Genomic DNA, 12,918 nt, shown 5'->3' on the forward strand with positions numbered 1-12,918 from the left:
TTTTTATGAACCATCAAACAGTACGCGTGGGTTTAATCGGCGCAGGCCGCATGGGCAGCTTCCATGCGGAAAATCTGGCCTGGCGTGTGCCTGGTGCCACCCTTGCGGCAGTGGCGGATCCGTTCCCTGGCGCAGCAGAGAAGCTCGCCAGCCGGCTTGGGGTGAGCAAATCGTATAGCGATCTGTATGCGCTGCTTCAGGATGATGAAATCGACGCCGTTGCGATTGCCGCGCCAGCACGGACGCATGCGGAGTGGGTGATTGCCGCGGCCAGAGCCGGCAAACATGTGTTTTGCGAAAAGCCTATGGCTGTCACGCTGGATGAGGCCGATCGCGCCATCGCGGCGGCAAAAGAGGCAGACGTCGTGTTACAGGTGGGCTTTAATCGCCGCTTTGATTCCGGTTTTGCGGCAGCAATTGCAGCGGTAAAAAACGGTGAGAATGGCACGACCCAGCTTAGTCGCTCTGTGACCCGTGACCCAGGCCTGAACGATCCAGCGCCGATTCCGCAATGGACCATCTTCCTTGAAACGCTGATTCACGATTTTGACACGCTACTGCACTTCAATCATGGCGCAAAGCCGGTAGAAGTCTATGCGCTGGCCGATGCGCTGGTGCGGCCAGATTTTAAGGATAAAGGGCTGCTGGATACCTCGGTTGTGACTATTCGCTTCGACAACGGCGCTATTGCTATAGCTGAGGCAAACTTTCAGGCGGTCTATGGCTATGACGTGCGCGGTGAGGTTTTTGGCAGTAAAGGCATGCTGCAGGCGGGCCACATCAATGCCAACCACTGCGTGCGTTACACCGCCAGCGGAATAGCCGTCGATACGTCGCGACTGGATTCAGATCTGCTGCGAGAGGCCTATGTGGCAGAAATGACCGAGTTTGCCCGCTGTATCCGAAGTGGTGAAACGCCTCGCGCCACGGGCGAAGATGCGCGCAACGCGCTGGAAATTGCGCTGGCCTGTATCGAATCTGTACAGAGCAACCTGCCGGTTAAGCTGGGGGCGCGCTGATGGCTGATTATCAACTTTCCGTCTGCGCTGAAATGGTATTTCTGGAGCTGCCATTTACAGAGCGCGTAAAACGCATTCATGAGCTGGGTTTCGGCGTCGAAATCTGGGGATGGGCCAACAAGGATATTGATGCGCTGGTGGCGACCGGTGCGCGCTTTACCTCTATGACTGGTTATCTGAGCGGTAATCTTACCGATGAAACAGAGATAGCGCAGTTACTGCAGAGTGCTGAAGCCTCACTGGCTGTGGCCGAACGTCTCAGTTGTCCTGTACTGAATCTGCATGGCACCGGACTTGACGACCGCGGACTGCCGGTAAAACCCGTGACAACGGTAACGGGCGCTATGTGGCTCAAGGCCGCCGATACGCTTCGCCAGGTTGCACAACTTGGTGAACGAGCCGGACGCGTTTTCACCCTCGAAAACCTTAATCTGCCGGTCGATCATCCGGGCACACCCTTCGCCCTGGCCTCTGAAACGCTGGCGCTGGTCGAGGCGGTCAACAGCCCGGCGCTGAAGATGAATCTGGATCTCTACCATGCACAAATTGGCGAGGGCAATCTGATTGAACTGGTACGGCGCTGCGGTTCTGCGATAGGGGAAATCCAGGTTGCCGATGTACCAGGCCGCCAGCAGCCGGGCACCGGCGAGATCAATTACCGGGCTATTGCCCGGACGCTGCAGGAGATAGGTTACAGCGGCACCGTCGCCATGGAGGGCTGGGCCAGCGGTGATAGCACAGCGGCTGTCCAGCAGTTCCGCGATCACTTTACGTTGTAAGCAGCATGCGTCGGGTATTTGCCTGTTACCCGACGCACAATAATGTTAATGAAAACAATAACAACCTCAACCTACAGGAATTGACTATGAACATCAGAAACCTTCTGCTTTGTCTTTGCTCCCTGCTGTTTAGTGCAGGAATCAGCGCCAAAACGTTTACCGTTGGCGTCGCGCTGGCTAACTTCGACCTTAACTTTGTCTCCATCCTTCGCACTCAGATGCAGAAAGAGCTTAACGCCAGTGAACTCAAGAGCCAGTTTGTTGATGCCAAAGGCGATGTCGCGCTGCAGGTGCAGCAGGTTGATGACTTTATCAACCAGGGCGTTGACGCCATTATTCTCAATCCGGTTGATACTCAGGGTGTTTTACCGATGATCACGGCCGCCAAAAATGCCGGTATTCCGCTGGTTTTCGTAAATCGTAAACCGGAAGTGAAACTGCCAGCAGATATGGCATATGTTGGTTCTGATTCGGCGCTGGGTGGTGAAATGCAGATGGAGGCGCTGGCAAAGAAAATGAACTACAAAGGTAATGTAGCGATACTGATGGGCGCGCTGTCGAATGAAGAGGCCCGTGAGCGTACCCGTGCTGTGGAAGCGGTTATCAGTAAATATAAAGACATGAAAGTTATTGAGAAGCAGACAGCGAAATGGCAACGCAATGAAGCGGTTGATGTGGTTTCTGGCTGGCTGCTAAATCAGCGTCCCATTGACGCCATTGCTGCAAACAACGATGAGATGGCGATTGGCGCGATTATGGCTTTAAACCAGGCGAAGAACGATAAAATCCTTGTGGCGGGAATTGATGGAACACCCGATGGTCAGCAGTTCATTAAAAACGGCAGGATGGTGCTCACTATTTTTCAGGATGCAAAAGGACAGGCTACCGGCGCAGTTCAGGTGACCAAAGCCCTGCTGAACAAACAAAAGGTTGAGACGCTTAACTGGGTGCCTTACAAGCTGATTACACCTGAAAATTATCTGAACTTTGTTGCTGAGAATTCAAAGTAGTCCCACGTTCAGGGTTATTTACGAACATCTCTTTCAGGTGAAAATGATCAACCGCGGTACCTGAACAATGATGAATATGCGCGCGTATTCTGGACCGTGAACGGTGAAAGGGGGAATTGAACACGCGCGCAAATTGCCAGTGAATGATTTTCAGCCGTCTCTCTTACAAACCGACCAGCGTAATCTGTTTCTTGATGGTCAGCGCTTTATAGAGTGCTTTAGCCAGGCTGCCAGGCTCAACGTCAGGCCTGACGCCCTCCGGATCAGTCCAGAACGATTTAATCCGCAAAATGGTGTTGATGCTGGTCACGCGCTCCAGTTCCAGAACGGCCAGTACAGGGTGACGCATTTCGCCGAGTTCTTCTATTGTATCGGCTTCAATGACCGCGGCACGGGATGCCTGACTATCAAAGATCACGTGGCAGCGTGCCCCCTTGAGGTTAAGAATGTCGATGACTTCATAAAGGCATTCAACAGCCTCTGCACTGTAGGTTGCGGACACATTAAACATAGCAAATCCCTCTGACGTAAAACGTAGTAAGCAGCCAGCATAGGCGAACTACAATCAGAGTAGAAGTTACTGTTTTTGAATGAAAAATATAGAGTCAAAAGGTGACGATAACGTGTGTCATTTTAACTCTTATTTAGACTGGCACTAATAATAAGCGAGACGTTAACAGATTCTGGCGATGGGAGGCGGATTTGACTTAAAGAAGGACTCACATCGGGCATGCTAATCGTTCCAGTGAGCAGTGTATTTACAGATGTAAGTAGCGCATTCAGCTACAGGTTTTCGCTATTTTACACAATGAACCTCAGGTTAAGTTTAAGATTTATCGCTCTCTTAAATCTCAAATTCCCCAGGCTGACTGGAGTAATGACTTAACCTGGCTCAACACTCAGTCTGATTTGTTTCTGCGGTTCAGCGGGATATTCTGGTGGGTCAACATCCTGATGGGGTTTCGCAACTCAGGTGAGTAGTACGGCGTGAAGCGGATTTGGCGGCGGATAAGACGTCCCGGAATTATGCAGGTTTGTTCACATATGCGGGCGACACGCTGGCGGTTACTGCCTGATCAACCAAATTTCAAAATACGAAAGCGAGAAAAGCCACCACAGAGGATGGCTTTGCCTGCACGATAATCTGCGTGTGGCGTGAGAGCATGGCTACCTGAAACCTGAGTTAATCAGGTTCATCACGCCGTGGCGTAAGTTATTTCTTTGTGATTGCTCAATCCCTGAACATTCTCTGACGGTGCGTCCTCAGTCCTGAATGCGCTTACCGTACGCATCATGATAACGGCCTGATCATTCAGCATGGCGGAAGCAGCAAGCGATTCCTCTACAAGAGCAGCGTTCTGCTGGGTGGTGGTGTCGATCTGCGTAATGGCAATATTAATCTGAGCAATACCGTCCGCCTGTTCGACGGCAGCCTGATCGATTTGGCTCAGGATTGTTTTCATCTCAGAAACGTTGCTGATCATGCCGCCCATCAATTGGTTTGCGTCCGTTGCCATTCTTTGTCCGTCTCGTGTCTGGGATGAAGACTTTTCAATCAACGCTTTTATCTCGCTGGATGAAGTGGCCGTCTTCTGTGACAGGGAACGAACCTCCTGCGCCACTACCGCAAATCCCCGGCCATGCTCACCGGCACGCGCTGCTTCAACCGCCGCATTGAGCGCCAGAATATTGGTCTGGAACGCAATCGAGTCAATCAAGGTCAGTATTTCCGCCATCTGACGTGAGGAGGCTTCGATTTCATTCATCTTAACCGTCACGGCCTGCATCATTTCACCGTTTTGACTGACGGCATTCTCAGCCTGCGCTGAGAGCGTGGAGGCAAAGCGCGTATTGCTGCGGGTGTGGGCAATGGTGGCGGTAAACTGCTCAACAGAGGCAGCCGTTTCCTCTACCGAGCTGGCCTGCTCTTCCGTTCGTTCCGATAAATTACGGGTGCCGGCGAGTATCTGATGGGCCCCGGTAGCGATATTTTCTGCACCTTCGCGTATCTGACGGACCATCACACTGAGATTAGTTTGCATGGCGCCAATGGCGTTCATGAGAAGTCCTGTCTCATCCCGACGTTGCGTGCTGATACTGTTAGTGAGGTGCCCTTCAGCGACTCGCTGTACCCGGGCGATAACGTCATAAAGCGGGGCAGTAATCGATCGGGTAATAAACAGTGCCAGCGTAATGGCTGTCAGGATGCTGAACAGAGAGATGAAAATAATCTCCTTGCGTACGCTGTTATATCGCGTAGTGAAACTTTCATAGGAGCTTTTCATCTGGGCTTCCTGTAACCCGATGAAATTCGATACTTGCTTAACATACGCATCCTGTAGTTTCACTGTTGAGTTGAGATAAAACGAGTTTGCCTCCGCTTTATTTACGGCCAGGCGCGACAGGAAATCCTGGCGCGAACTCAGAAATTCGCGGCGTTTGACCTCAATATCATCAAGGATCCTCTGTGAGTCACTGTCGTCTGCAAGACGCCGCAGTTCGCCAAACGTGGTGCTGATATTCTTTGTTTTTTCCAGCATCTCACGCTCAATGGTCACTTTGGAAACGGGATCTTCGGCATTTATCAGCATCAGCTGTAGCTGGACACCCTGATTTATATTCTGAATAAGGTCATTGCCTAAAGATATCGTTGGATAGTCGTCGTTAATCATACCGGTGATACTTGTTCTGGCCATTCCCAGCGCGTTGAGTCCGATAAGGACGCTGACAAGCAGAAAAGAAATCAGTGCGAAATAAGAAATTCCAAGCTTTGATCTGATCTTTAGATTTTCAAAAACCTGCTTAACTCTGTTCATTATTAACGTTCCTGGTGAGTGTGTGGTGAAAATGAAAATGGGGGTAATGCCGCAATGGTTACCCTAAGCATTAATGTGTTCATTCATGCATTATGATTTATGAAATAACCAAATTGTTGTGGGCAGAGTGGGCGCGACCACAGATATCCCTGTATCAGAACTTCATTTTTCAGATCCATTCGGCTGATAAGTTCTAACTGCTGTTGTGTTTCAATTCCCTCTACGACAATGACTTTACCCAGTTTCTGGGCCAGTTGAATACTGGACTCCATTACTGTGCAGGCAAGTGGGTTAGAAATGGCTTCTTCAGTCAGGCTTTTATCAATTTTTATGCACCTGAAGTTGCTGTTGTAAAGATAGCGAAGCCCTGAACTGCCGGTTCCGAAATCATCCACGGCCATCTCAACACCCGCTGCGATTAAAACGCTGAGAGTTGTCTTTACGCTCATCTGCTGCGCCAGTTCCTGGCGTTCAGTTAATTCCAGCACCAGTTTTATTTTGCAGGCTGCCGTGGCATTCAGAAAGTACTGACAGGCAATGATAAGAGATTCCTGTTCAAAGTGAGAGGAATGAACATTAAAGTTAAGCCTGAACGAAGGCGGAAGTATCAGACTTCCTGCTAAGATTCTGTCAGCAATATCGGTTAAAAGAAACTCTGCCAGTTTGTTCACGATATTATGTTTTTCAGCAACAGGAATAAAAAGGTGGGGCGATATCATTATGGACGGGCTCACTCTCCAGCGTATCAAAACCTCGCCTCCCATAAGGCGTTTTTCGTTCAGGCTGAATACCGGTTGTATGTCAAAAGAGAAAGCCTTGTCTCTAAGGGCGTTAATGATGTAACGCTTTCTGGAGTAGAATCGGTTGAGTGTCCAGCGTGAGGTAAGGAAAAATGCCAGAAACAGGGAAGAAAAAAAACCAGCAGAGATTATAGTATGGTCAATGCCATCGGTATTTTCTGATGAGGTCTCTATTATTTTGTACGGAAACAGGGTGGATTTTTTTAAATAACCATTTTCTTCCACCGAAGAAGATGCTGTTAAACCATGCCAGGAGAGTCGCATTCCATCTGCTTCAAGTGTATAAATTTTGTTGCTTACCAGATGGATTGTGCTGAGTGGTGTCGTAAAATATCCGGCATCTATTGCAAGTGTCATTATGCCATTATTGAAAGGTATTAAAATCACCATTGCATTTTTATCTGGCACGCGATTGGAGCCGGATATGAGTTTTATTGAAATTCCTTTTTCATTTTGTTCGATGCGTTTTCTGATATCGTGCCTGATGTTCAGGTTAACCCTTTCGTTTGGAATGAAGGTCTGACCTGTCGATGAGGAGCAGTAAATATTCCCGGAGGAATCAAACAGAGTCAGCGATCGAATATAGCCGTTTGTCTGAACGGTTTTTTTTATTGACTGCAGTTGCTGGCTTGTGCAGTCTGTCCCCGTTTTTATTAGTGCGGTGGCACTTTCGATCGCGTCCGCCAGAATTCCGTCGATTTTTATTACCAGGTTCTCCAGTGTCCGGGTTCTTTGTTTGTCGTCAGAGGATGAATTAATGCAGTAAAAAAAGATCGCTGACAAAGCGACCAGAATTGATGAAATGATCAATGACGCCCATAATTTCTTTTTATCCGCACGCTCAGGGTGTTGAAAGGCTTCTGAAATTATAGTTGCGTGCCTTGCCTTCATCATTTCTCCCCTGGTGTTATGTGGTTTAAAAGAAATTAATTTTTCCCAAAAAACACTGGGTCAATGGCTAAATTTTTGTCTGAAGGATTTCGGTCAATCATATAAATAATGAATGACGTAATATCACCTTTTTTTCTAAAATAGATTGTGTAGCGCAACAGCTAATACACTGTAATCTAATCATCAATTTTATGTCAAGATGATCGGGTTGGCGTAAATTATCAGTGTGACGCCAGGTAATAACGGTAAACGTTAATACTCGGAAAAATAAACATGTCGTTATATCGGCAATGTAACAGGAAAATATAGTTCAAATAAAGTGAACGAGTGCAGGAGCTGTAATCAGTTTAACTGATTACGGCCTGCAGAAAGGGGGCTTTAATCCAGAGTTTATATTGATAACGCTAAGTGATCATCACCTCATAATAACCTGCTGCCAGTTCATCCAGTATCCCATCTGTAAATGCCGGTATGTTTTAGCCCTGTGGTGAGGCTTTGTCGGCAAGCCATTGGCGGTAACGTGCTGGCGCCATTCCCATTATCTGTGTGAATGCTTTTCTGAAGGCTGTCTCTTCTGAATAGCCACACTCTGTCACCACCTGACGTATGCTGATCGTAGGATTCGCGAGCATGACACAGGCAGATTCTATTCTTATGCGGGTGATGAATTCTTTAGGCTTTTCCTGCGTGAGCGCTTTAAGTTTTCGTTGCAGCGTGCGTTCAGTGGTATTGAGTGCTTCAGCCAGTTTTGCCGCGCTGATAGAGGGGTTTTTAAACCGTATGATGTCCTGAGCACGTAATAAAAGCGGGTGGCCATTATCTGCCAGCCCGGGAGGGACATAAAGGTGCTGGCATAAAGAGTCGTTGTCCGTTAGCGACATGCCTGCGGCAAGTTTTGCCACATCGGCTCCAGCGCCTTTCTGAATAATATGCAGAACCAGCGAAATCCATGAGAAACAGCCGCCGGTGGTCAATACCCGTCCATCTTCCTCAAGCACCTTACCCCATTGAGACTGGGCAAGTGGGTAGCGTTCCCGCATGGTGTGATAAAACCACCACGTTGTTGAAAAAGACTTTCCGTCAAGCAAACCTGCTTCGCCCAGTATGAACCCACCTGTACCTGTTGAGGCGATGATAGAACCGGCGTCATATTGCTTCCTTAACCAGACGGCGGCCTCTTTTACGCCCAGCATATTCACGGGCTCCCGGTTGTTTCCCAGCACCATGCCGGGGGCAATAATGACATCAGGTTGACCAACTGACTGAAAGGAGCTGTCAATGTGAATGAGACGGCCCTGAACGTCCCATACGGGGCCACCATCCGGACTGACGATAACGGTCTGGAAAGGGTCGTTTTCAAACCGGGCTGCATGTTGTGGACTGGAAGCAACGGCATAATTCGCTATCCAGAACATGTCTGCTATTCCTGAAATGGCTGAGAGAACGCTGCCCTCAATAGCCAGTATCGCAATTCGCATTGCCTGAACCCCATGGTGTTAAATTGTCGTAAATTGCGTGAAAATTGTTACTTACTGCGTAACACAATCAAAGCAGCTGTTTAACCTGTTAAGCGTGTATAGAGCCACAACGCGCTACCGTCATGCAAACTGAACCTGAGATGCAAAACATCTGGGCAGTAAATGAATGTAATCAGATTGTTAAATAGAGGGTTTTTTCAGCCACAAATGCGTCTGAGAAGGTGAAGGGGATGCATTACAGCGTGAAACTAACGAAGCGTGCAATCAGGCCATAGCCAGATGCTGTGAAGCATCGGATGGCTGCTCTGTAGCTGAGTTATTAAACTTTAAAATCACAGGTAAATTGCTAATAAGCATCTAATTATTTACTGGTATAGTGACACAAAAAAATAGTCACTGGAGTTTATCGATGTTGAGCAAATACAAAGGTTCGCAAATTCTTTTTCACTGGCTTACGGTTCTGTTGATCATCGTGGCTTACGCTACGATTGAGCTGCGCTGGATGGCAGACAAGGGCACCTGGCAGCGAAATGTGGTTATGATTACTCACTTTTCAGCAGGTTTCTGCATATTGCTCCTGATGATAGCCCGTCTTTTTTTGCGCACCCGCACGAAAACCCCGCCGATCACGCCACCTGTTGCGCCATGGCAGACGGGTATTTCGCATCTGGTGCACACCTTGCTGTATGCACTTTTTGTTGTATTACCGATCCTGGGGCTGAGTTCACGTTACCTGCGCGGAAAAGAGTGGTCCCTGTTTGGGCTTAACATGCCTGTCGCGACGATTCCGGACCCTGCCACTGCCAGTATGTTAATTGACTGGCACGAAACCCTGGCGCCACTGGGATACTGGTTAATTGGTCTGCATGCGGTGGCGGCGTTGTTCCATCACTATTTTCTGAAAGATGACACGTTGCGCAGGATGATGCCGTAAGCGCGTGGCCTGATAATCAGAGCGTGTTGATCGTTCACGATCCTGCACTCGTCGGTGAGATGTACAGGAATTTTGAGGAGAATCATGCTCTGGTTAATAGCGAAATATGCCATTACGGCGTTTATGGTCGTACTGATATCAGAAGCGGCGAAGCGCAGCGATCGACTGGGCGGCCTGCTTGCCGCCTTACCGCTGGTCACTCTTCTGGTGCTGATCTGGATGAAGCTGGAAGGGCAGACACAGGAAAAAATTAGCGCTCATGCCTGGTACACTTTCTGGTATGTGGTGCCGACACTGCCGATGTTCGTTCTTTTTCCCTGCCTCTATCAGCGAACCGGCTTCTGGCTGACGCTACTGATATCCTGCGTAATCACTGTCATCCTCTTTGCTCTCTGGGCGCTGTTTTTAAAGCGCTTTGGTATTCAGCTTATGTAGTTAAGGTGACGCTTAAGCGTCACCTTAATTCACCCTGCGAAATGGCCAAACAAAGCGCCAGTCACACCGGACAGCGCCATTGCGAGACTGCTCCAGAAACTGACACGGATGATGCTGCGTATGACTGGTGCTCCGCCGGCTCTGGCGGCGACAGCCCCTAAAATCATCAGCGCCAGCAGAGCCGAGATAACAATACCCGCAATACCTGAATAAGTCAGAGCGACAATAAGCGGAATTAATGCCCCCACCGTAAAACTGCCTGCAGAGAACAGTGCAGCCTGAAGCGGCCGGGCGCTGGAGATATCAGAGATGCCAAGTTCATCACGCGTATGCGCATCAAGAGCGTCATGTTTCATGAGTGCGGTGGCAACCTCATGCGCTAATTCTTTATTCAAACCGCGATGAGTATAAATTGCTGCCAGCTCGTGTGTTTCAGCCTGATAGTTGCTTTCCAGTTCGGCCTGTTCTTCGGCAATAGCGGCGCGCTCGGTGTCAGCCTGTGAGGAAACAGAAACGTACTCACCTGTCGCCATAGACATGGCACCGGCCACCACGCCGGCTACGCCTGCCAGAAGCAGACTATGAAAAGCGCTGTTAGCAGCAGCGACACCGGTGAGAAGGCTTGCCGTCGAAACAATGCCATCATTGGCACCCAGCACGGCTGCTCGCAGCCAGCCAGATCGCGAAATTTTGTGCGATTCTCCATGTATCAACCGTTTATCCCTCTTGTGTCAGACGTTAACGTTTTAAAGCAGGCCGCAGCAGGCACTCAATCTGTAAATCATGACGTCGTCGGTTTAGATCAGTCGCCCTCGAAAAAGTATAGACGCGGGGCGAAAGTCAACGAGGGAACCGGCGGGCCATCGTTAAAAAACCTCAATCAAGCTTGCTGAGGTCACGTTCAATATCGGCATGCCGTCCATTGTCAGCGATTTCCCGCCCTGGACGCGGCGCTGCTTTGAGTGCTTTTTCCAGATATTGCCTGACGATCTGGTTATTACCCTGATTGAGCTGGAAATCGCCATAAAAATAAAGAGGGTGGAGATTTATTTTCACTGCCCTCAGGTTGGCGTAATTGAGAATTATTAACATCTGTTTTAATCGTAAAGGCGAAATAGATAATTAACCAAAAACCAACTGCTAAAGCGGCAGTCATACCTGATAAAATAAACACCGTTAGATTATTCACCCTCTCAATACCCGCAGACTTTACTGCATAAGTGATTCGCTGCGCTTTTTACACATTTCACGTTCTGGAACCGAATCCTGGCGGATACTTAAAAAGTGTAAGTATTGATTCTTTATTTATAATTTTTACCCGGTTTTAGCTAAAGTGGATATCATTCTGACTAAACCATAATGGCTTTACGATGCCGACATCTTTAACCTCCACGCTCTATACCCGCTTGCGTCTGGTGCTCTCTGTTGCTGCCGGTTTAATGTGCTACTTTTTGCTCTCTGCTCAGTTGGGTCAGATGCAGCGTTTGCTGATTAGCTGGAATGTGTGGGCCTGGCTCTATCTCTGCATTCTCTGGGTTCGCATGCTGCGAACCGATGCAACAGGAATTAAGCGTATTGCTCAGCTGCAGGATCAGAGTGCCGCGCTGGTGCTGGGGATTGTAATCGTGGCGTGTATGGTCAGCATTGTGGCTATTCTGAGTGAACTCCCTACCCTGAAAGGACTCACCGGCACACCACGACTCCTGCATTTGTTGCTGACAGCAATGACATTGATCGCATCCTGGGCCATGTTGCCCAGCTCATTTGCGATGCACTATGCTCACCAGCACTACCTTAACCGGAGTGAAAATGTGAGTCCGTTGATATTCCCCGATAAAACGACGGATCCGGGCTACTGGGATTTCCTCTACTTTTCATTCACCATCGCGGTTGCGTCACAGACTGCGGACGTCGCCACCGGAACCACAGAGATGCGTAAACTCGCATTACTGCAATCTGTTATCTCCTTTATTTTCAATCTGGCTATTCTGGGTTTATCGGTGAATGTCGGGGCTGGTTTACTGAATTAAATCCAGTGACAGCCTGGCATCATTTGCGGAGCTGTCATTCTGTAACAACCTGGTAACCTTTAGTGATTATAACAATGTGTAATGAGGTGTTATCTGCCTCTTCAACCGACACGCACTGCCGTGTAAGTTCTGTCGTGTTATACGTTTGTTGTTCCCGTGATCCGATCAGGAGAAAGAGAGTGAAAGCAACTGCAATGGTTACAACCAGCCTGTTAATGCTGATGAGCAGTGTTCATGCTGAAGGTCTGACGACCTCAGCGGATGGTAAAAACCTGACTGTCAGTTTCGGGCAGCCCACCATCAAACAGGTGCTGCACTACCGCAAAATGTATGACAAAAAGCCGTTTCCGGACGCTGAGATCTATTATTATGACAACGGTACCTACAAGATCATTTCTCAGGGCGAAAACCACTACGGTGTTTACGTTATGCAGGGCAAGTTTGATGATGAAACGTTCACCGTGCGTTTTATCTCTCTGCCTTCTGCTGACTGGGGGAATAAAACGGCCTTTCACCAGTTAACCTTTATCAAAAGTGAAAAGCAGAACGTTTTTATTCAGAACGCGATTGTCGACACCGGCGAGGCCATCGCACAGCAGAACGGCACCTATACACAGGAAATGAATACGGTCACAAACCCCGTTTCTACCCACTGGGAAAACAAATAATTGCCGCAGCGGATCAGCCACCTTTGTCTGACCCTCGTGCTTTTTGCGGAGGAACGAC

Annotated in this window: 13 protein-coding genes; 7 read left to right on the top strand and 6 right to left on the bottom strand. The window is 48.8% G+C overall.

What is annotated here, in order from left to right; genetic code table 11:
• Positions 1–5: 5 nt before the first annotated feature.
• The 3 genes from LQK91_RS13525 to LQK91_RS13535 all read left to right on the top strand — a co-directional run bounded on the left by LQK91_RS13525 (position 6) and on the right by LQK91_RS13535 (position 2,808).
• Positions 6–1,019 carry a Gfo/Idh/MocA family oxidoreductase gene (locus LQK91_RS13525; RefSeq protein WP_105099776.1) on the top strand — a complete coding sequence of 338 codons (1,014 nt, stop codon included), beginning with the start codon at positions 6–8 and terminating at the stop codon, positions 1,017–1,019.
• A complete protein-coding gene (locus LQK91_RS13530) occupies positions 1,019–1,798 on the top strand; it encodes a TIM barrel protein (RefSeq protein ID WP_105099775.1) in 780 nt (259 codons plus the stop codon). The genes LQK91_RS13525 and LQK91_RS13530 overlap by 1 nt, the downstream gene beginning before the upstream one ends.
• An 86-nt stretch (positions 1,799–1,884) precedes the next feature.
• Complete coding sequence (locus LQK91_RS13535) at positions 1,885–2,808, top strand: substrate-binding domain-containing protein (RefSeq protein ID WP_105099774.1); 924 nt, start codon at positions 1,885–1,887, stop codon at positions 2,806–2,808.
• Between the two features lie 163 nt (positions 2,809–2,971).
• Here the strand turns inward: LQK91_RS13535 and LQK91_RS13540 are convergent, their stop codons facing one another.
• The 4 genes from LQK91_RS13540 to LQK91_RS13555 form a co-directional block, all read right to left on the bottom strand.
• Positions 2,972–3,319 carry a hypothetical protein gene (locus LQK91_RS13540; RefSeq protein ID WP_003855026.1) on the bottom strand — a complete coding sequence of 116 codons (348 nt, stop codon included), beginning with the start codon at positions 3,317–3,319 and terminating at the stop codon, positions 2,972–2,974.
• A gap of 685 nt (positions 3,320–4,004) precedes the next feature.
• Positions 4,005–5,624 carry a methyl-accepting chemotaxis protein gene (locus LQK91_RS13545; protein WP_008924621.1) on the bottom strand — a complete coding sequence of 540 codons (1,620 nt, stop codon included), beginning with the start codon at positions 5,622–5,624 and terminating at the stop codon, positions 4,005–4,007.
• 83 nt (positions 5,625–5,707) lie between these two features.
• Positions 5,708–7,318 (bottom strand): EAL domain-containing protein, encoded by a 1,611-nt coding sequence (locus LQK91_RS13550; RefSeq protein WP_105099773.1) that lies wholly within the window; start codon positions 7,316–7,318, stop codon positions 5,708–5,710.
• 473 nt (positions 7,319–7,791) lie between these two features.
• Positions 7,792–8,730: a GlxA family transcriptional regulator gene (locus LQK91_RS13555; protein ID WP_105099772.1), complete on the bottom strand. Its 939-nt coding sequence runs from the start codon at positions 8,728–8,730 to the stop codon at positions 7,792–7,794.
• Positions 8,731–9,202: 472 nt separating this feature from the next.
• Here LQK91_RS13555 and cybB point away from each other — a divergent pair, with 472 nt between their 5' ends.
• The gene (gene cybB, locus LQK91_RS13560) at positions 9,203–9,727 is read left to right on the top strand and encodes a cytochrome b561 (RefSeq protein ID WP_003855033.1); all 525 of its coding nucleotides are present in this window, start codon (positions 9,203–9,205) and stop codon (positions 9,725–9,727) included.
• An 84-nt stretch (positions 9,728–9,811) separates the two neighbouring features.
• On the top strand, positions 9,812–10,162 hold the full coding sequence (locus LQK91_RS13565) for a DUF3147 family protein (protein ID WP_105099771.1): 351 nt from the start codon (positions 9,812–9,814) through the stop codon (positions 10,160–10,162).
• A gap of 29 nt (positions 10,163–10,191) precedes the next feature.
• Here LQK91_RS13565 and LQK91_RS13570 read toward each other — a convergent pair whose 3' ends face one another.
• Together LQK91_RS13570 and LQK91_RS13575 are read right to left on the bottom strand one after the other, a co-directional pair.
• Positions 10,192–10,872, bottom strand: a complete 681-nt coding sequence (locus LQK91_RS13570; protein ID WP_370640818.1) for a VIT1/CCC1 transporter family protein — start codon at positions 10,870–10,872, stop codon at positions 10,192–10,194.
• Between the two features lie 287 nt (positions 10,873–11,159).
• On the bottom strand, positions 11,160–11,351 hold the full coding sequence (locus LQK91_RS13575; RefSeq protein ID WP_146257623.1) for a hypothetical protein: 192 nt from the start codon (positions 11,349–11,351) through the stop codon (positions 11,160–11,162).
• A 181-nt stretch (positions 11,352–11,532) separates the two neighbouring features.
• On the opposite strand from LQK91_RS13575, the gene LQK91_RS13580 reads away from it, so the two are divergent.
• Positions 11,533–12,192: a DUF1345 domain-containing protein gene (locus LQK91_RS13580; protein ID WP_105099768.1), complete on the top strand. Its 660-nt coding sequence runs from the start codon at positions 11,533–11,535 to the stop codon at positions 12,190–12,192.
• Positions 12,193–12,371: 179 nt separating this feature from the next.
• Positions 12,372–12,860: a hypothetical protein gene (locus LQK91_RS13585; protein ID WP_003855038.1), complete on the top strand. Its 489-nt coding sequence runs from the start codon at positions 12,372–12,374 to the stop codon at positions 12,858–12,860.
• Positions 12,861–12,918 lie beyond the last annotated feature (58 nt).

The sequence above is a fragment of the Pantoea sp. MHSD4 genome, from assembly GCF_021043305.1.
GTDB classification, from domain to species: domain Bacteria; phylum Pseudomonadota; class Gammaproteobacteria; order Enterobacterales; family Enterobacteriaceae; genus Pantoea; species Pantoea eucalypti.

What these genes read in the sequence shown, in the direction of transcription:
- LQK91_RS13525 (WP_105099776.1), top strand. Translation starts at nt 6, where the DNA reads ATGAACCATCAAACAGTACGCGTGGGTTTAATCGGCGCAGGCCGCATG.
- LQK91_RS13530 (WP_105099775.1), top strand. Translation starts at nt 1,019, where the DNA reads ATGGCTGATTATCAACTTTCCGTCTGCGCTGAAATGGTATTTCTGGAG.
- LQK91_RS13535 (WP_105099774.1), top strand. Translation starts at nt 1,885, where the DNA reads ATGAACATCAGAAACCTTCTGCTTTGTCTTTGCTCCCTGCTGTTTAGT.
- LQK91_RS13540 (WP_003855026.1), bottom strand. Translation starts at nt 3,319, where the DNA reads ATGTTTAATGTGTCCGCAACCTACAGTGCAGAGGCTGTTGAATGCCTT.
- LQK91_RS13545 (WP_008924621.1), bottom strand. Translation starts at nt 5,624, where the DNA reads ATGAACAGAGTTAAGCAGGTTTTTGAAAATCTAAAGATCAGATCAAAG.
- LQK91_RS13550 (WP_105099773.1), bottom strand. Translation starts at nt 7,318, where the DNA reads ATGATGAAGGCAAGGCACGCAACTATAATTTCAGAAGCCTTTCAACAC.
- LQK91_RS13555 (WP_105099772.1), bottom strand. Translation starts at nt 8,730, where the DNA reads ATGTTCTGGATAGCGAATTATGCCGTTGCTTCCAGTCCACAACATGCA.
- cybB (WP_003855033.1), top strand. Translation starts at nt 9,203, where the DNA reads ATGTTGAGCAAATACAAAGGTTCGCAAATTCTTTTTCACTGGCTTACG.
- LQK91_RS13565 (WP_105099771.1), top strand. Translation starts at nt 9,812, where the DNA reads ATGCTCTGGTTAATAGCGAAATATGCCATTACGGCGTTTATGGTCGTA.
- LQK91_RS13580 (WP_105099768.1), top strand. Translation starts at nt 11,533, where the DNA reads ATGCCGACATCTTTAACCTCCACGCTCTATACCCGCTTGCGTCTGGTG.